This window comes from Kitasatospora sp. NPDC001547 (assembly GCF_042894165.1).
In the GTDB taxonomy this organism is placed as follows: domain Bacteria; phylum Actinomycetota; class Actinomycetes; order Streptomycetales; family Streptomycetaceae; genus Kitasatospora.
The window spans coordinates 116,748-133,329 of sequence record NZ_JBIAVL010000010.1; the positions used below are offsets into that span (position 1 = coordinate 116,748).

Consider the following 16,582-nt stretch of genomic DNA (forward strand, 5'->3'; position numbering starts at 1 on the left):
CTTGGGAGAATCGCTCCCATGGGACACGTCGAGATTTCGCACCTGGAGTACTACCTGCCGGACGGGCGCGTCTTGTTCGACGACGCGTCCTTCCGGGTCGGCGAGGGCGCCGCGGTCGCCCTGGTCGGCGCCAACGGGGCCGGCAAGACCACGCTGCTGAGGATGATCGCGGGGGACCTCCAGCCGCACGGCGGCTCGGTGACGATCAGCGGCGGGCTCGGCGTGATGCGCCAGTTCGTCGGCACCACCGGCCGCGAGGACCAGCAGGCCACCCCCGGCGGGCTGCCCGCCGACGCCTCGGTGCGGGACCTGCTGGTGTCGGTCGCCCCGGAGCGGATCGCCAGGGCGGCCCGCGCGGTGGACGCCGCCGAGCTGGCGATGATCGCCCAGGACGACGAGAAGACGCAGATGGCCTACGCCCAGTCGCTCTCCGACTGGGCCGACGTCGGCGGCTACGACTACGAGACCGACTGGGACGTCTGCACCATGGCGGCCCTCGGGATGCCCTTCGACAAGGCCCAGTGGCGCGGCCTGAACACCCTCTCCGGCGGCGAGCAGAAGCGGCTGGTGCTGGAGGCGCTGCTGCGCGGCCCGGAGGAGGTGCTCCTGCTCGACGAGCCCGACAACTACCTGGACGTCCCGGCCAAGCGCTGGCTGGAGGAGGCCATCAAGGCCACCCCGAAGACCGTCCTGTTCATCTCGCACGACCGCGAGCTGCTCTCGAAGACCGCCGACAAGATCATCAGCGTCGAGTCCGGCGCGGCCGGCAGCAGCGTCTGGGTGCACGGCGGCGGCTTCGACACCTTCCACGAGGCCCGCAAGGCCCGCTTCGAGCGCTTCGAGGAGCTGCGCCGCCGCTGGGACGAGGAGCACGCCAAGCTCAAGAAGCTGGTCGTCACCCTGCGCCAGGCCGCCTCCGTCAGCCACGACATGGCCTCCCGCTACTCCGCCGCCCAGACCCGGCTCAAGAAGTTCGAGGAGGTCGGCCCGCCGGAGGCGCCGCCGCGCGAGCAGAGCATCAGCATGCGGCTCAAGGGCGGGCGCACCGGCGTGCGCGCCTTCACCATGGAGCGGCTGGAGCTCACCGGCCTGATGCAGCCCTTCGACCTGGAGGTCTTCTACGGCGAGCGGGTCGGCGTGCTGGGCGCCAACGGCGCCGGCAAGTCGCACCTGCTGCGGCTGCTCGCGGGGGACGAAACCGTCGCGCACACCGGTGACTGGAAGCTCGGCGCCCGGGTCGTCCCCGGCCACTTCCGGCAGACCCACGCCCACCCGGAGCTGTTCGGCCGCACCGTGCGGTCGATCGTCGAGGAGGAGCACGCGCTCAGCCGCGGCGCCGCGATGGGCGCGCTGCGCCGGTACGAGCTGGACCGCCAGGAGGAGCAGAAGTTCGAGTCGCTGTCCGGTGGGCAGCAGGCCCGGCTGATGATCCTCAAGCTCGAACTCTCGGGCGTCACGGCCCTGTTGCTCGACGAGCCGACCGACAACCTGGACCTGGAGAGCGCCGAGGCGCTGCAGGCCGGCCTGGAGGCGTTCGACGGCACGGTGCTGTGCGTGACCCACGACCGCTGGTTCGCCAAGACCTTCGACCGGTTCCTGGTGTTCGGGGCGGACGGCCGGGTGTTCGAGTCGTCCGAGCCGGTCTGGGACGTGACCCGGGTGGAGCGCGAACGCTGAGTGACGGCGGGGGCCGGTCCCGGGCATTTTTGACCGGGTCCGGCCCTGCCGGTAACCTGGACGCTTGATGTGCGTATTGGCTCGCTCTATCTCACGTGAGAGGTCGGTACGCCGGAGACATCAGGTCGTCGACCAGCGGTCCCCCCTTGAATTGCGTCCAAGGGTGGCCAGGCTGCTCTTCCGTCCGGGTGCTCCTGTCAGGACTCACTCACTGAAAAGCGAAGGCTACGACCGTGCGTACGTACAGCCCCAAGCCCGGCGACGTCCAGCGTCAGTGGCACGTCATCGACGCGACCGACGTCGTGCTCGGCCGCCTGGCCTCCCAGGCCGCCAACCTCCTCCGGGGCAAGCACAAGGCGATCTACGCGCCGCACGTTGACACTGGTGACTTCGTCATCATCATCAACGCCGACAAGGTGCACCTGTCCGGTAACAAGAAGACCCAGAAGCTGGCCTACCGCCACTCGGGCTTCCCGGGCGGTCTGCGCTCGGTGCGCTACGACGACCTGCTGGCGAACAACCCGGAGAAGGCCGTCGAGAAGGCCATCAAGGGCATGATCCCCAAGAACAGCCTGGGCCGTCAGATGCTCTCGAAGCTCAAGGTCTACTCGGGCGACCAGCACCCCCACGCTGCCCAGCAGCCGGTGCCGTTCGAGATCACCCAGGTCGCGCAGTAATTCGGCCACCAAGCCCCCCAACACTGAAAAGAGCTGAGGAACACCGTGGCCGAGACCACTGAAACCCTTGAGGTCGACTTCGACGAGGCCGCCGAGGCCGTCGAGGGCGAGTACACCTCCGAGGAGAGCTACACCTCCGAGTCCCTGGCCGGCCGCTTCGGCGAGGCCGTTCCGGGTGCCGGCCTGGGCCGTCGCAAGGAGGCGATCGCCCGCGTGCGCATCGTCCCCGGCACGGGCCAGTGGAAGATCAACGGTCGCACCCTCGAGGACTACTTCCCGAACAAGGTGCACCAGCAGACCGTGAACGAGCCCTTCAAGCTCCTGGAGCTGGACGGCCGTTACGACGTCGTCGCCCGCATCAGCGGTGGCGGCGTCTCCGGCCAGGCCTACGCGCTGCGCCTCGGCGTCGCCCGTGCCCTGAACGAGGCCGACGTGGACAACAACCGCGGCGCCCTCAAGAAGGCCGGCTTCCTGACCCGTGACGCCCGCGCCGTCGAGCGCAAGAAGGCCGGTCTGAAGAAGGCCCGCAAGGCGCCGCAGTACAGCAAGCGCTAATCGCCTCCCCGGGGGTGCGGTCCGCCCTGGCGGCGCACCCCCTGGTTGCGCGAAACCGTCGCCCCGGAGTACCCCGTGTACTCCGGGGCGACGTGTTCCCCGGCTACTGTGCGGCGGCCGGGATCATCGGTTGGGTTCCGAGCAGTGGTGATGGAGGACGGGACAGTGGGACGACTCTTCGGTACGGACGGCGTGCGCGGGGTGGCCAACGAGGGCCTGACGGCGGAGCTGGCGCTCGGTCTGTCGGTCGCGGCGGCCCATGTGCTCGGCGAGGCCGGCGCCTTCGACGGCCACCGGCCGGTCGCGGTGGTCGGCCGTGACCCGCGCGCCTCGGGCGAGTTCCTGGAGGCCGCCGTCATCGCCGGTCTGGCGAGTGCCGGAGTCGACGTCCTGCGGGTCGGTGTGCTGCCCACCCCGGCCGTGGCGTACCTCACCGGCGCGCTCGGCGCCGACTTCGGCGTGATGCTGTCCGCCAGCCACAACGCCATGCCGGACAACGGCATCAAGTTCCTCGCCCGCGGCGGCCACAAGCTGGACGACCGGATCGAGGACGCGATCGAGTCCCACTACCGCAGGCACACGCTCGGCGACGAGGACTGGAACCGTCCGACCGGCGCGGCCGTCGGCCGGGTGCGCGAGTACACCGAGGGCTTCGACAAGTACGTCGCCCACCTGATCGGCGTGCTGCCCAACCGCCTGGACGGCATCAAGGTCGTCATCGACGGCGCCCACGGCGCGGCCGCCTACGTCGCCCCCGAGGCCTTCGCCCGGGCCGGCGCCGAGGTGGTCCACACCCTGGGGGCCGAGCCCACCGGCCTGAACATCAACGACGGCGTCGGCTCCACCCACCTGGACCGGCTGCGGGTCGCGATGAAGGAGCACCAGGCCGACCTGGGCATCGCCCTGGACGGCGACGCCGACCGCTGCCTCGCCGCCGACGCCGAGGGCAACGAGGTGGACGGCGACCAGATCATCGCCATCCTCGCGGTCGCCATGAAGGAGGCCGGCACCCTGCGCGGCAACACCGCGGTGGCCACCGTGATGTCCAACCTCGGCTTCAAGCTGGCGATGGAGCGCGAGGGCATCGAGCTGGTGGAGACCGCCGTCGGCGACCGCTACGTGCTGGAGGCGATGAAGGAGCACGGCTTCGCGCTGGGCGGCGAGCAGTCCGGCCACGTGATCCTGCTGGACCACGCCACCACCGGTGACGGCACCCTGACCGGTCTGATGCTGGGCGCCCGACTGGCCGCCACCAAGCAGCCGCTGGCCGACCTGGCCGCCGTGATGACCCGGCTGCCGCAGGTGCTGATCAACGTCAAGGGCGTCGACAAGAGCCGGGTGCGGACCAGCACCGAGCTGGCCGCGGCGGTCGCCGGGGCCGAGGCCGAACTGGGCTCCACCGGCCGGGTGCTGCTGCGCCCGTCGGGCACCGAGCCGCTGGTCCGGGTGATGGTCGAGGCCGCCGACCCGGCGCAGGCCGAGACGGTCGCGCAGCGGCTCGCCGAGGCGGTGCGCGCCCACCTGGGCTGAGCCCGCGGCCGCCGGGCCGGGGCCGGAGACGACGAAGGGCCCCCGCGCGCCGCGGGGGCCCTTCCCGTCGTGCCCGACGGGCGGTCAGAGCTTGCGCAGCAGCGCCCGGCGGACCTTGTGGTCGGCGCCCTTCTGGAGGATCAGGGTGGCCCGGCCGCGGGTCGGCAGCACGTTCTCCAGCAGGTTGGGCTTGTTGATGGTGCGCCAGACCTGTCGGCCGTACTCCATCGCCTCCTCCTCCGGCACCTCGGTGAAGCGGCGGAAGTAGGAGTTCGGGTCCTGGAAGGCGGTCTGCCGCAGCTTGCGGAAGCGGTCCAGGTACCAGTGCTCGATGTCGTCGGTCCGGGCGTCGACGTAGATCGAGAAGTCGAAGTAGTCGGCCACCGCGAGCCGGGTGCGGCCGTCGGAGCCGGGCAGGGCCGGCTGGAGCACGTTCAGGCCCTCGACGATCAGGATGTCCGGGCGCTCCACGGTGAGCCGCTCGCCCTGCACGATGTCGTACACCAGGTGCGAGTAGACCGGCGCGCTGACCCGCTCCTTGCCCGCCTTCACGTCCGCGACGAAGCGCATCAGCGCCCGGCGGTCGTAGGACTCCGGGAAGCCCTTGCGGGCCATCAGGCCGCGGCGGCGCAGCTCGGCGTTGGGGAGCAGGAAGCCGTCGGTGGTGACCAGTTCGACCCGGGGGTGCTCGGGCCAGCGGGCGAGCAGCGCCTGGAGCAGGCGGGCCGTGGTGGACTTGCCGACCGCGACGGAGCCGGCCACGCCGATGATGAACGGGGTGCGGGTGCGCTCGGTGTCCGGGGTGTCCAGGAACGTGCCCAGCGTGCCCCGCAGTTCGTGCGTGGCGTGGATGTACAGGTTCAGCAGGCGCGACAGCGGCAGGTAGACGTCGCGGACCTCGTCCAGGTCGAGCGCGGTACCGAGGCCGCGGAGCCGCTCCACCTCCTCGGCGGTCAGCGGCAGCGGCGTACGCTCGCGCAGCGCGCTCCACTCGGCCCGGCTGAGGTCCACGTAGGGGGACGGCGACGGGCCGGGCGTGGCGGCGCCCCGCGTACAGAGTTCGGTCAGCACATGCTCCATTGTGAGCCGTAGCGACGTTCGCGGTGGCTGTGGTGTCGGTCACGCAGCGTTCGCGCGCGGCGGGAAAATGGCCGCAGAACCGCCCTTATGCTGGCACGCATGTGCGGAATTGTTGGATACGTGGGCGCTCAGGCCGCCCTCGACGTAGTAATCGCAGGCCTGCAGCGCCTGGAGTACCGGGGTTACGACTCGGCCGGTGTCGCGGTGCAGGTCCAGGACTCCGAGGGCCGGTGGAGCCTGGCCACGGACAAGCGGGCGGGCAAGCTCGCCAACCTCCAGAAGTCGCTCGCCGAGACCCCCCTGCCCGGCGGCACCACCGGCATCGGCCACACCCGCTGGGCCACCCACGGCGGCCCGACGGACGCCAACGCCCACCCCCACCTGGACGACCACCAGCGGGTGGCCGTGGTGCACAACGGCATCATCGAGAACTTCGCCCAGCTGCGCGCCGACATCGCCGGGCGCGGCCACACCCTCCGGTCCGAGACCGACACCGAGGTCGTCGCCCACCTGCTGGGCGAGGCCTACGCGGGCGACCTCGCCGAGGCCATGCGGGTGGTCTGCCGTCAGCTGGAGGGCGCCTTCACCCTGGTCGCCGTGCACGCGGACGCGCCGGACGTCGTCGTCGGCGCCCGCCGCAACTCGCCGCTGGTGGTCGGGCGCGGCGAGGGCGAGAACTTCCTCGCCTCGGACGTCGCCGCCTTCATCGCCCACACCCGTGAGGCGATCGAGCTGGGCCAGGACCAGGTGGTCGAGCTGCGCCGGGAGGGCGTGACCGTCACCAACTTCGACGGCACCCCCGCCGACGTGCGCGAGTACCACGTCGACTGGGACGCCTCCGCCGCCGAGAAGGGCGGCTACGACTACTTCATGCTCAAGGAGATCGCCGAGCAGCCGAAGGCGGTCGCCGACACCCTGCTCGGCCGGATCGGCACCGACGGCCGGCTGACCCTGGACGAGCTGCGGATCTCCGACGCCGACCTGCGCTCGGTCGACAAGGTCGTCATCGTGGCCTGCGGCACGGCCTTCCACGCCGGCATGATCGCCAAGTACGCGATCGAGCACTGGACCCGCATCCCCTGCGAGGTCGAGGTCGCCTCCGAGTTCCGCTACCGCGACCCGATCATGGGCCCGGGCACGCTGGTCATCGCCATCTCGCAGTCCGGCGAGACCATGGACACCCTGATGGCGCTGCGGCACGCCCGCGAGCAGGGCGCCAAGGTGCTGGCGATCTGCAACACCAACGGCTCCACCATCCCGCGCGAGTCGGACGCGGTGCTGTACACCCACGCCGGCCCGGAGGTCGCGGTCGCCTCGACCAAGGCGTTCCTGACCCAGCTCGTCGCCTGCTACCTGGTCGCCCTGTACCTGGGCCAGGTGCGCGGCACCAAGTGGGGCGACGAGATCTTCGCCGTCATCAAGGAGCTCGGCGACGCGCCGAAGCAGGTCGAGCAGGTCCTGGAGACCATGGAGCCGGTGCGCGAGCTGGCCCGCTCGCTGGCCGACGCCCGCTCGGTGCTGTTCCTCGGCCGCCACGTCGGCTTCCCGGTGGCCCTGGAGGGCGCGCTCAAGCTCAAGGAGCTGGCGTACATGCACGCCGAGGGCTTCGCGGCGGGCGAGCTCAAGCACGGCCCGATCGCGCTGATCGAGGAGGGGCTGCCGGTCGTGGTGGTCGTTCCGTCGCCGCGCGGCCGGTCGATCCTGCACGACAAGATCGTCTCCAACATCCAGGAGATCCGGGCCCGCGGCGCCCGCACGATCGTGATCGCCGAGGAGGGCGACGAGGCCGTCGTCCCGTACGCGGACCACCTGATCCGCATCCCGGTCACCCCGACCCTGCTCCAGCCGCTGGTCTCCACCGTCCCGCTGCAGGTCTTCGCCTGCGAGCTGGCCACGGCCAAGGGCCACGAGGTCGACCAGCCGCGCAACCTGGCGAAGTCGGTCACCGTCGAGTAGTCGCTCGGCCTTCCACGGCGCCCCTGCGGTGGCTGCGTCCTACCGCAGGGGCGCCGTGTCGAGCGTGAAGGAGAACGGGGCGGGGAGCTTGATGCGCCTGCCGAACTCGGTTTCGTGAAGGGTGCCGTAATCACCGTTCTTCGGGTCGGTGAACAGCGTCACCGTTCCTTCGCTGCGGTCGATGAGCAGGTAGCAGGGAACGCCGGCGGCGGCGTAGCCGAGGCGCTTGGACTCGCGGTCCTTGACCGGGTTGGTCGACGTGACTTCGAGGACCAGCTCGACTCCCACAGCGGACGACCACGAGTCCTGGGCGCGGAAGTGGCCGACGGGAGCAACGGTGGCGTCCGGGATGAACCGGCCCTTGGGGGTGATCAGCCCTTTCCCGCCGCTGACGTACAGCTCCTCGGCGGCCTCGCGCGCAACGGCCCGGGCGAACCGGGCGATGGCGTCCTCGTGATCACCGTCCGGTGGTGGCGTCACAACGATCTCCCCTTCGATGAGCTCGGCCTTGAAACCGGGAGGCGTGTCCAGCTCCAGGAACGCCTGGAGGACGTCGTCCTGGCCCAGCGGGTGCTCGACTGCCGGCATGGCGACCATGGCCCTTCTCCCTCCTGTGGGTCCGTGTCGAGCCACAAGGTAGGCGTACGGACCGACACCGGTGGGGGGTCGAAGTGGGGTGTCACTCGAAAGTGTGCCGCAGGGGCGGCTCCCGCGGGGCGGGGACGCGGGCTAGCGTCGGCGGTAGCCGACCGCTGAAGGAGTTCCCGCATGCGTCATGCACACCCTGTGGAAACCGTCCGGGCCGCCGAGGCCGCGCTGATGGCGCGGCTGCCGGAGGGCACCCTGATGCAGCGGGCGGCCGTCGGGCTCGCCGCGACCTGTGCGCGGCTGCTGACCCGGCGTCGGGGGCGGGTGTACGGCAGCCGGGTGGCGGTGCTCGCGGGCAGCGGGGACAACGGGGGTGACGCCCTGTACGCCGGGGCCGCGCTGGCCCGGCGCGGGGCGCGGGTGACGGCGGTGCTGCTGGCGCCGGAGAAGGCGCACCCGGGCGGGCTGGCCGCGCTGCGGGCCGCCGGCGGGCGGGTGACGGTGGAGCGGGAAGCCGGCCTGGCCGACTTCTCGCGCGCGGACCTGGTGCTGGACGGCGTCGTCGGCATCGGCGGCCGGGGCGGGCTGCGCCCGGAGGCCCGGCCGTACGCGCGGGCGGCGCGGACCGGGATCGTGGTGGCGGTGGACCTGCCCAGCGGGGTGGACGCCGACACCGGCGAGGTGCCCGGCGAGGCGCTGCGCGCGGACGTCACGGTCTGCTTCGGCACGTACAAGCCCGGCCTGCTGGTCGACCCGGGGGCCGAGTACGCGGGCGTGGTGCAGCTGGTCGGCATCGGGCTGGAGCTGCCGGCGGCGGACGTGACGGCCCTGCAGCACGCGGACGTGGCGGCGCTGCTGCCGGTGCCGGGCGCGGAGAGCGACAAGTACCGGCGCGGCGTCGTCGGGGTGGCGGCCGGCTCGGCGACCTACCCGGGCGCGGCGCTGCTGGCGGTGGCCGGGGCGCTGCACGGCGGCGCGGGCGCCGTCCGCTACGTGGGCGCCGCCGCCGAGGAGGTGGTGCGGCGCTTCCCGGAGACGCTGGTCACCGAGGGCGGTCCGGCCGGGGCCGGGCGGGTGCAGGCCTGGGTGGTCGGCCCGGGCGGCGGCGAGGGGGCGCGGCAGGCGCTGACCGAGGCGCTGGCGAGCGACGTCCCGGTGCTGGTGGACGCGGACGGGCTGACCGAGCTGGGCCGGCTCGGCCCGGACGCGCTGGCCGGCCGCACCGCCCCCACCCTGCTCACCCCGCACACCGGCGAGGCCGCCCGGCTGCTCGCGGGCGCCGGGGGCGGCACACCGCCGGCCGCCAGCGACCTGGCCGCGACCCGGCTGGCCACTGCCCGCCGACTGGCGGCGGCCTACCGCGCGACGGTGCTGCTGAAGGGCTCCACCACGGTGGTCGCCGACCCGGGCGGGGCCGTGCGGGTGAACCCGACCGGCACCTCCTGGCTGGCCACCGCCGGCAGCGGCGACGTGCTGTCCGGGCTGGCCGGCTCCCTGCTGGCGGCCGGCCTCGCGCCGTTGGACGCCGGGTCGGTGGCCGCCTACCTGCACGGCCTGGCCGGCCGCGAGGCGGCGGGCCGGCCGGGCGCCCCGACGACGGCGCTCGCCGTGGCGGGGGCGCTGCCGGCGGTGTGGCGGGCGGTCCGCGAGGGGGCGCCGACGGAACCGGGGCATCCGGTCACGGCGTCCTGAGCGGGGGAACGGGCGGTCCGCGGCAGGTCGGCGGGCCGTGGGGGGCCGCCGCGCCGACGGGCCGTTCGGCGAGGACTCCGGGACGTCTGGGAGACTGACCCTGATGACAACTGCGAACACGACCGGCACAGCCACCCTCACCGACGGCGTACGGGCCGAGGCGACCATCGATCTCGCCGCCCTGCGCGGCAACCTCGCGGCGCTGCGCGAGCGCGTCGGCGGCCCGGCGGTGATGCTCGCGGTCAAGGCGGACGCCTACGGCCACGGGGCGGTCGAGTGTGCCCGGGAAGCGGTCGCGAACGGGGTCGGCTGGCTCGGCTGCGCGACGCCGGACGAGGCGCTGGCGCTGCGGGCCGCGGGCATCCGCCCCGAGCTGGCCCGCATCCTGTGCTGGCTGTGGACGCCGGGCGGCCCCTGGCGCGAGGCGCTGCGCGCGGACCTGGACATCTCGGTCAGCGGCCAGTGGGCGCTCGACGAGCTGCTGCCCGCCGTGCGCGAGACCGGCATCCCGGCCCGGGTGCACCTGAAGGCCGACACCGGCCTCGGCCGCAACGGCTGCCAGCCGCGCGACTGGCCGCGGCTGGTGGCCGCCGCCCGCGAGGCCGAGGCCGAGGGCCTGCTGACGGTCGTCGGCGTCTGGTCGCACTTCGCCGCCGCGGACGAGCCCGGCCACCCCTCGATCCAGGCCCAGCTGGACTCCTACCGGGCCGCGCTGGCCACGGCCGGGGCCGCCGGGCTGCGCCCCGAGGTCCGGCACCTGGCGAACTCCCCGGCCACCTTGCTGCTGCCCGAGTCGCACTTCGACCTGGTCCGCACCGGCCTGGCCGCGTACGGGCTGTCGCCGGTGCCCGAGGTGGGCTCGCCGGCCGACTTCGGGCTGCGCCCGGTGATGGCGCTGACCGCACGGCTGGCGCTGGTCAAGCAGGTCCCCGGCGGGCACGGGGTCAGCTACGGCCACCACTACACGACGCCGGGCGAGACCACCCTGGGCCTGGTCCCGGTCGGCTACGGCGACGGCGTCCCCCGGCACGCCAGCGGCACCGGCCCGGTGCTGATCGACGGCAAGTGGCGCACGGTGGCCGGCCGGGTCGCGATGGACCAGTTCGTGGTGGACCTCGGCGGCGACACCCCGGCGGTCGGCGACGAGGTGCTGCTGTTCGGCAACGGCGAGCGCGGCGAGCCCACCGCGGAGGACTGGGCCCGCGCCTGCGGCACCATCTCGTACGAGATCATCACCCGGATCGGCGCCCGGGTGCCCCGCCGCTACCTGGGCGGCAGCCACGCCGAGGGCCCGTCGGCATGACCGACGCGCCGGCCGAGGCCACTCCGGTCGCGGTGGTCGCCAAGGCGGCCGGCGCCGCCTCCGGGGTGAGCCGGGCGGGTGTGATCGGGATCTCGGTCGGCGTGCTGGCGGCCGGGGCGGCCGCGGGCGTCGCGCTGGAGCGGCTGACCGTCGGCCGGGCGATGCGCCGCCGGGCCCGGGCCGAGCTCGACGCGAACGCCCCGTACGGCTCGCTGCGCGGCCGCCCGCGGACGGTGGCCGCGCCGGACGGCACCGAGCTGTACGTCGAGCTGGACGGCACCGGCTGGAGCGGGCCGGACGGCGACGGCTCCGACGGCGAGCCGCTGACCGTGGTGTTCTGCCACGGGTACTGCCTCAACCAGGACAGCTGGCACTTCCAGCGGGCCGCGCTGCGCGAGGGCATGCGGCTGGTCTTCTGGGACCAGCGCAGCCACGGCCGCTCCGAGCGCTCCCGCTCGTACCTGGCGGGCGAGCCGGCCGGCATCGACCAGCTGGGCGGCGACCTCAAGGCGGTGATCGACGCCGTCGCCCCGACCGGGCCGCTGGTGCTGGTGGGCCACTCGATGGGCGGCATGACGGTGATGGCGCTGGCCGACCAGCACCCGGAGCTGTTCCGCGAACGGGTGGCCGGGGTGGCGCTGGTCGGCACCCTCGCCGGGGACTGGAACGACGTCAGCCTCGGTCTGCCGAAGGCCGGCGCCAAGCTGTTCCGGAAGGTCGCGCCCGGGATGGTGAGGCTGCTGGGCCGGCAGGTCGACCTGGTCGAGGCGACCAGGCGGCTGGGCTCGGACGTGTCCGCCGTGTTCTACCGGCGGTTCTCCTTCGGCGGCCGGGACGTCGAGCCCGGGGTGGTGCGCTTCGCCGAGCAGCTGCTGGACGCCACCCCGATCGACGTGGTGGCCGAGTTCTACCCGGTGTTCGGCGTGCACGAGAAGTACGAGGCGCTGGCCGCCCTGCGCGGTCTGCCCGCGCTGGTGCTGGCCGGGACGAAGGACCTGCTGACGCCCTCGACGCACAGCGAGGCGATCGCCGAGCGGCTGCCGGGTGCCGAGCTGGTCCTGGCCGAGGGCGCCGGGCACCTGGTGATGCTGGAGCGCCCGGGGCCGGTCGGCCGCGAGCTGGCCCGGCTGCTGCGCCGGGCCGCCGACTTCGCCGGGGCCGCGCCGCTGCCCGCGGCCGTCCTCGACCTGGCCCGGGAGCGGGCCGCGGAGGCCGTCGCCGACCCCACGTGAGGACGGGGGCCGGTCCTCGGGCCCCCGCCGGCCGCACCGGGGCCCGCCGATGTGGGACGGTAGCGGTGGCGGCCGGTGGTCGGTGCGCCGGTACGGATCGAAGGGCAAGACACGCGCATGGGCTCGCACGCCACTCTCACCGTCCCCACCCCGGAGCGGATGGGCCGGCTCGGCCGGGAGCTGGCCGCGCTGCTGCGGCCGGGTGACCTGGTGCTGCTCTCCGGCGAGCTGGGGGCGGGGAAGACCACGCTGACCCGGGGGCTGGGGGAGGGGCTGCGGGTCCGCGGGGCGGTGACCTCGCCGACCTTCGTGATCGCCCGGGTGCACCCCTCGCTGGTCGGCGGCCCGGCGCTGGTGCACGTGGACGCGTACCGGCTGGGCGGGGACCTGGACGAGATGGAGGACCTCGACCTGGACGTCTCGCTGCCCGAGTCGGTGGTCGTGGTCGAGTGGGGCGAGGGCAAGGTCGAGCGGCTGTCCGAGGACCGGCTGGAGGTCCGGATCGAACGCGCCATCGGCGACACCCCGGACGGCGACGACCAGGACCCGCGCCGGGTGGTGCTGACCGGCATCGGCCCGCGCTGGGCGGACGTGGCGCTGGCGGAGCTCGGATAGCCGACCGGCCGCCGACACCTTGCCGACAGGCTGTCGGCAAGGTGTTGCGGGCGGGGCGCCGGGCGTGGTGGGATGGGTGCTGCGGTTAGGTCTGCCTAACTAGGGAGGCGCCATGTCGAGCACCACCCCCGCCCCGCAGCGCGCGGTCCCCGCCGCCGGGGTCGGAGACTCCGCCCGCCGGGCTCCGGGAGAGCCGATGCGGGCGCTGCTGGCCGCCTGCGCGGCCGCCGAGGCGGTGTCCACGCCGCCCGAACCGGGGGCGGTACCGGACGAACCGCGGTCCGTACCGGACGGAGGACCGTCCGGGCACGGCGAACGGCCCGAGGCGCGGACGCCCCGGGCCGCGTGAGTCCGGTCCTCCCGGGCGCGGGCGGGCCTGGTCGCTCCCGGCCGCCCGGGATCAGGCGATCACGACCACCTTGGTCTCCTTCGGCGCGAAGTCCCAGAGCAGCTGCCCCTCGGCGCGGCCGCTGCGGATGCCGCCGGTCTTGGTGCCCGGGTCGGTGGTCGGCGTCGCGCCGTCCACGGCCGCGCTGAAGCCGAACACCACGCCGTTCTGCTGCGCGAAGCGCACCACGTGCTCGATCTGCCGGCCGTCCGTCCCGGTGGCGGTCGGGGTGCGGCTGTACACGGCGTAGTTGCCCGGGGCCGGCTCGACCGAGCCCGGGGTGACCGGGAAGGCGGCTGTGACCTGCGGGGTCTTCTTCGGGTCGACCAGCCAGACGTAGTGGCTGCCGACCGAGTACACGACCCGGATGCCGGTGCCCGAGGTGGTCGGCAGCGCGGGGACGGTCGGGGTGGCCGCGGGGGTCGGCGCCGCGGCGGTGGCCGTCCCGGTCGCCGTGGTGGTGGCGGTGGGCCTGGCGCCGCCCGCCCGCTCCTGGGCGCCGTTGGCCTGGAAGGCCAGCAGGCTCACCACCACCAGGGCCCCCACGGTCAACCCCGTGACCACCACTCCAGGACCCATCTTCGCCACGTTGCCGCTCCCGCCGCCGTCCCTTTACGTACGGCCCCATCGTGCCAGGTTCATCCGCGCGGGTCGCAGCGCCTCGGATGTGTGTTCCCGGGTAGTACGCCTTGCCGATCGGCCGGTCGGCCCAACGTCGGTCTAACCTTGACCCGTGCTGCTGCTCGCGTTCGACACCGCTACCCCCGCCGTCACCGCCGCCGTCCACGACGGCACGGCCGTCCTCGCCGAGACCCACCAGGTCGACGCCAGGCGCCACGGCGAACTGCTGCTGCCCGCGATCGACCAGGTACTGCGGGCCGCCGGGGTGGACAAGCACCGGCTGACCGGCATCGCGGTCGGCGTCGGCCCCGGCCCGTACACCGGCCTGCGGGTCGGTCTGGTCACCGCCGCCGCGCTCGGCCACGCGCTCGGGCTGCCGGTCCACGGCGTCTGCACCCTGGACGCGATCGCCTTCCAGGCCCGCGCCGAGGGCCTGGCCGGGCAGCCGTTCACGGTCGCCACCGACGCGCGCCGCAAGGAGGTCTACTGGGCCTCGTACGACGCCGAGGGCCGCCGCACCGAGGGCCCCGACGTCGACCGCCCGGCCGAGCTGACCCCGCGGGAGCGCTCCGTCGGCGCCGGCGCGCTGCTCTACCCCGACGCCTTCCCGGGCGCGCACGGCCCCGCGCACGTCTCGGCCGGCGCCCTGGCCGGCTTCGCCGCCGCCGAGCTGGCCGCCGGGCGCGAGCTGCTGCCGAACCACCCGCTGTACCTGCGCCGCCCGGACGCCCAGGTCCCGGCCGGCTACAAGGCGGTGCTCCCGGCGTGAACCACGGCACCACCCTGCGCCCGATGCGCTGGTGGGACATCGCGCCGGTGCTGGAACTGGAGCTGCGGCTCTTCCCCGAGGACGCCTGGTCCGCCGGGATGTTCTGGTCCGAGCTGGCCGACGCCCACCCCGGCGGCACCCGCCACTACACCGTCGCGGCCGCCCCGGACGGCACCGTCGTCGGCTACGCCGGGCTGATGGCGATCGCCGGCGAGGGCGACGTCCAGACCATCGCCGTCGACGAGCGCCACCAGGGCGCCGGCCTCGGCACGGCGCTGCTCACCGACCTGATCCGGGAGGCCGCCCGGCGCGAGTGCGCCGAGCTGCTGCTGGAGGTGCGGGTGGACAACCCGCGCGCCCAGCGGCTGTACGAGCGGCACGGCTTCGAACCGGTGGGCATCCGGCGCGGCTACTACCAGCCCGCCAACGTCGACGCGCTGGTGATGCGCCTCGACCGCCTGGGTCTCGACCACTCGAGTCCCGACCGCCCGGGCCTCGACCGCCCGAGCACTGACAGCACCGACCCGAAGGACATTGAGGACACCCGCCATGGCTGACGAACCGCTCGTCCTCGGCATCGAGACCTCCTGCGACGAGACCGGCGTCGGCATCGTGCGCGGCACCACGCTGCTGGCCGACGCGGTCGCCTCCAGCGTCAACGACCACGCCCGCTTCGGCGGCGTCGTGCCGGAGATCGCCAGCCGCGCGCACCTGGAGGCGATGGTCCCGACCATCCAGCGCGCCCTGGACACCGCCGGCATCAAGGCGAGCGACCTGGACGGCATCGCCGTCACCGCAGGCCCCGGCCTGGCCGGCGCGCTGCTGGTCGGCGTCAGCGCCGCGAAGGCGTACGCCTGGGCGCTGGACAAGCCGCTGTACGGGGTCAACCACCTCGCCTCGCACATCTGCGTCGACCAGCTGGAGCACGGCCGGCTGCCCTCGCCGACGATGGCCCTGCTGGTCTCCGGCGGGCACTCCTCGCTGCTGCTCAGCGAGGACATCACCAGCGACGTCCGCCCGCTCGGCGCGACCATCGACGACGCCGCCGGCGAGGCCTTCGACAAGGTCGCCCGGGTGCTCGGCCTCGGCTTCCCCGGCGGCCCGATCGTCGACCGCACCGCCCGCGACGGCGACCCCGGGGCGATCGCCTTCCCGCGCGGCCTGTCCGGCAGGAACGACCCGGCGTACGACTTCTCGTTCTCCGGTCTGAAGACCGCCGTCGCCCGCTGGGTGGAGGCCAAGCGCCGGGCCGGCGAGGAGGTGCCGATCGCCGACGTGGCGGCGTCCTTCCAGGAGGCCGTCACCGACGTGCTCACCCGCAAGGCCGTCAAGGCGTGCCGGGACAACGGCGTCGACCACCTGATGATCGGCGGCGGCGTGGCGGCCAACTCGCGGCTGCGCGAGATGGCCCAGCAGCGCTGCGACCGGGCCGGCATCCGACTGCGGGTGCCCCGGCCGGGCCTGTGCACCGACAACGGCGCGATGGTCGCGGCGCTCGGCGCCGAGATGGTATGGCGCGACCGCACGCCGTCCGCCTTCGACCTGTCCGCCGACTCCTCGCTGCCGGTGACCGACGTCCACGTGCCCCACACGGACTTCCACGGTCAGGCCTACGACGCCCTCGGCGGCGGCGCGGCATGACCGTCGCCGCGATGTGGGAGGCCCGGGCGGCGACCGGCCGGGCCGGCGAACTCGCCGCCTGGGTGCGGGAGTCGGCGCTGCCCGCGCTGCGCGGCTCGGCCGGGCTGGAGCGCCTCGAACTGCTCTCCGCCCCGGGCGAGAGGGTGCTGCTGATCGCCTGGTGGAGCGGCGAGCCGGTGCCCGTCGCCGACCCGCCGGCCGAGCTGTTGGGCCGCCCGGTGCACCGCTGGTCCTTCACCAGCGAGCACATCGAATAAC

The 16,582-nt window shown here is 74.0% G+C and carries 17 protein-coding genes; 14 read left to right on the plus strand and 3 right to left on the minus strand.

The genetic code is table 11. The features are described 5' to 3' along the window. Positions 1–18 precede the first annotated feature (18 nt). The 4 genes from ACFY0X_RS19970 to glmM all read left to right on the plus strand — a co-directional run bounded on the left by ACFY0X_RS19970 (position 19) and on the right by glmM (position 4,439). Complete coding sequence (locus ACFY0X_RS19970; RefSeq protein WP_387756351.1) at positions 19–1,677, plus strand: ABC-F family ATP-binding cassette domain-containing protein; 1,659 nt, start codon at positions 19–21, stop codon at positions 1,675–1,677. 233 nt (positions 1,678–1,910) lie between these two features. Further along, positions 1,911–2,354, plus strand: a complete 444-nt coding sequence (gene rplM, locus ACFY0X_RS19975) for a 50S ribosomal protein L13 (protein WP_030055846.1) — start codon at positions 1,911–1,913, stop codon at positions 2,352–2,354. A 33-nt stretch (positions 2,355–2,387) separates the two neighbouring features. Beyond that, positions 2,388–2,909 carry a 30S ribosomal protein S9 gene (gene rpsI / locus ACFY0X_RS19980; RefSeq protein ID WP_387756606.1) on the plus strand — a complete coding sequence of 174 codons (522 nt, stop codon included), beginning with the start codon at positions 2,388–2,390 and terminating at the stop codon, positions 2,907–2,909. Positions 2,910–3,074: 165 nt separating this feature from the next. Next, positions 3,075–4,439 (plus strand): phosphoglucosamine mutase, encoded by a 1,365-nt coding sequence (gene glmM, locus ACFY0X_RS19985; protein WP_387756353.1) that lies wholly within the window; start codon positions 3,075–3,077, stop codon positions 4,437–4,439. 84 nt (positions 4,440–4,523) lie between these two features. On the opposite strand, the gene coaA is transcribed toward glmM, so the two are convergent. After that, entirely contained in the window at positions 4,524–5,519 is a 996-nt protein-coding gene (coaA, locus tag ACFY0X_RS19990; RefSeq protein ID WP_387756355.1) for a type I pantothenate kinase, read from the minus strand. Between the two features lie 99 nt (positions 5,520–5,618). Between coaA and glmS the strand changes: the two genes are divergently transcribed. Beyond that, on the plus strand, positions 5,619–7,475 hold the full coding sequence (gene glmS / locus ACFY0X_RS19995; protein ID WP_387756357.1) for a glutamine--fructose-6-phosphate transaminase (isomerizing): 1,857 nt from the start codon (positions 5,619–5,621) through the stop codon (positions 7,473–7,475). Positions 7,476–7,514: 39 nt separating this feature from the next. Here the strand turns inward: glmS and ACFY0X_RS20000 are convergent, their stop codons facing one another. Next, positions 7,515–8,072, minus strand: coding sequence for a Uma2 family endonuclease (locus ACFY0X_RS20000; RefSeq protein WP_387756359.1), 558 nt, complete (start codon positions 8,070–8,072; stop codon positions 7,515–7,517). Positions 8,073–8,243: 171 nt separating this feature from the next. Between ACFY0X_RS20000 and ACFY0X_RS20005 the strand changes: the two genes are divergently transcribed. The 5 genes from ACFY0X_RS20005 to ACFY0X_RS20025 all read left to right on the plus strand — a co-directional run bounded on the left by ACFY0X_RS20005 (position 8,244) and on the right by ACFY0X_RS20025 (position 13,254). Then, complete coding sequence (locus tag ACFY0X_RS20005) at positions 8,244–9,755, plus strand: NAD(P)H-hydrate dehydratase (RefSeq protein WP_387756361.1); 1,512 nt, start codon at positions 8,244–8,246, stop codon at positions 9,753–9,755. A 103-nt stretch (positions 9,756–9,858) separates the two neighbouring features. After that, positions 9,859–11,058 carry an alanine racemase gene (gene alr / locus ACFY0X_RS20010; RefSeq protein ID WP_387756363.1) on the plus strand — a complete coding sequence of 400 codons (1,200 nt, stop codon included), beginning with the start codon at positions 9,859–9,861 and terminating at the stop codon, positions 11,056–11,058. After that, complete coding sequence (locus tag ACFY0X_RS20015; RefSeq protein WP_387756365.1) at positions 11,055–12,290, plus strand: alpha/beta fold hydrolase; 1,236 nt, start codon at positions 11,055–11,057, stop codon at positions 12,288–12,290. The genes alr and ACFY0X_RS20015 overlap by 4 nt, the downstream gene beginning before the upstream one ends. 117 nt (positions 12,291–12,407) lie before the next feature. Continuing rightward, positions 12,408–12,905, plus strand: a complete 498-nt coding sequence (gene tsaE / locus ACFY0X_RS20020) for a tRNA (adenosine(37)-N6)-threonylcarbamoyltransferase complex ATPase subunit type 1 TsaE (protein ID WP_387756367.1) — start codon at positions 12,408–12,410, stop codon at positions 12,903–12,905. 112 nt (positions 12,906–13,017) lie between these two features. Further along, the gene (locus ACFY0X_RS20025) at positions 13,018–13,254 is read left to right on the plus strand and encodes a hypothetical protein (protein WP_387756369.1); all 237 of its coding nucleotides are present in this window, start codon (positions 13,018–13,020) and stop codon (positions 13,252–13,254) included. Positions 13,255–13,305: 51 nt separating this feature from the next. Here ACFY0X_RS20025 and ACFY0X_RS20030 read toward each other — a convergent pair whose 3' ends face one another. Beyond that, positions 13,306–13,872: a hypothetical protein gene (locus tag ACFY0X_RS20030; RefSeq protein WP_387756371.1), complete on the minus strand. Its 567-nt coding sequence runs from the start codon at positions 13,870–13,872 to the stop codon at positions 13,306–13,308. A 154-nt stretch (positions 13,873–14,026) separates the two neighbouring features. Between ACFY0X_RS20030 and tsaB the strand changes: the two genes are divergently transcribed. Genes tsaB through ACFY0X_RS20050 form a run of 4 tightly spaced genes read left to right on the plus strand, consistent with a single transcriptional unit; the run spans position 14,027 to position 16,581 of the window. Then, positions 14,027–14,683 carry a tRNA (adenosine(37)-N6)-threonylcarbamoyltransferase complex dimerization subunit type 1 TsaB gene (gene tsaB, locus ACFY0X_RS20035; RefSeq protein ID WP_387756373.1) on the plus strand — a complete coding sequence of 219 codons (657 nt, stop codon included), beginning with the start codon at positions 14,027–14,029 and terminating at the stop codon, positions 14,681–14,683. 23 nt (positions 14,684–14,706) lie between these two features. Next, a complete protein-coding gene (gene rimI, locus ACFY0X_RS20040) occupies positions 14,707–15,240 on the plus strand; it encodes a ribosomal protein S18-alanine N-acetyltransferase (protein WP_387756607.1) in 534 nt (177 codons plus the stop codon). Next, positions 15,233–16,324, plus strand: coding sequence for a tRNA (adenosine(37)-N6)-threonylcarbamoyltransferase complex transferase subunit TsaD (tsaD, locus tag ACFY0X_RS20045; RefSeq protein ID WP_387756375.1), 1,092 nt, complete (start codon positions 15,233–15,235; stop codon positions 16,322–16,324). Before rimI ends, tsaD begins: the two co-directional genes overlap by 8 nt. Then, positions 16,321–16,581: a hypothetical protein gene (locus ACFY0X_RS20050; protein ID WP_387756377.1), complete on the plus strand. Its 261-nt coding sequence runs from the start codon at positions 16,321–16,323 to the stop codon at positions 16,579–16,581. Before tsaD ends, ACFY0X_RS20050 begins: the two co-directional genes overlap by 4 nt. The last annotated feature ends 1 nt before the right edge of the window (position 16,582 follow it).

Coding starts and splice junctions, on each gene's coding strand:
- ACFY0X_RS19970 (WP_387756351.1), top strand. CDS start 19: ATGGGACACGTCGAGATTTCGCACCTGGAGTACTACCTGCCGGACGGG.
- coaA (WP_387756355.1), bottom strand. CDS start 5,519: ATGGAGCATGTGCTGACCGAACTCTGTACGCGGGGCGCCGCCACGCCC.
- glmS (WP_387756357.1), top strand. CDS start 5,619: ATGTGCGGAATTGTTGGATACGTGGGCGCTCAGGCCGCCCTCGACGTA.
- ACFY0X_RS20000 (WP_387756359.1), bottom strand. CDS start 8,072: ATGGTCGCCATGCCGGCAGTCGAGCACCCGCTGGGCCAGGACGACGTC.
- ACFY0X_RS20005 (WP_387756361.1), top strand. CDS start 8,244: ATGCGTCATGCACACCCTGTGGAAACCGTCCGGGCCGCCGAGGCCGCG.
- alr (WP_387756363.1), top strand. CDS start 9,859: ATGACAACTGCGAACACGACCGGCACAGCCACCCTCACCGACGGCGTA.
- ACFY0X_RS20015 (WP_387756365.1), top strand. CDS start 11,055: ATGACCGACGCGCCGGCCGAGGCCACTCCGGTCGCGGTGGTCGCCAAG.
- tsaE (WP_387756367.1), top strand. CDS start 12,408: ATGGGCTCGCACGCCACTCTCACCGTCCCCACCCCGGAGCGGATGGGC.
- ACFY0X_RS20025 (WP_387756369.1), top strand. CDS start 13,018: ATGTCGAGCACCACCCCCGCCCCGCAGCGCGCGGTCCCCGCCGCCGGG.
- ACFY0X_RS20030 (WP_387756371.1), bottom strand. CDS start 13,872: ATGGGTCCTGGAGTGGTGGTCACGGGGTTGACCGTGGGGGCCCTGGTG.
- rimI (WP_387756607.1), top strand. CDS start 14,707: ATGCGCTGGTGGGACATCGCGCCGGTGCTGGAACTGGAGCTGCGGCTC.
- tsaD (WP_387756375.1), top strand. CDS start 15,233: ATGGCTGACGAACCGCTCGTCCTCGGCATCGAGACCTCCTGCGACGAG.
- ACFY0X_RS20050 (WP_387756377.1), top strand. CDS start 16,321: ATGACCGTCGCCGCGATGTGGGAGGCCCGGGCGGCGACCGGCCGGGCC.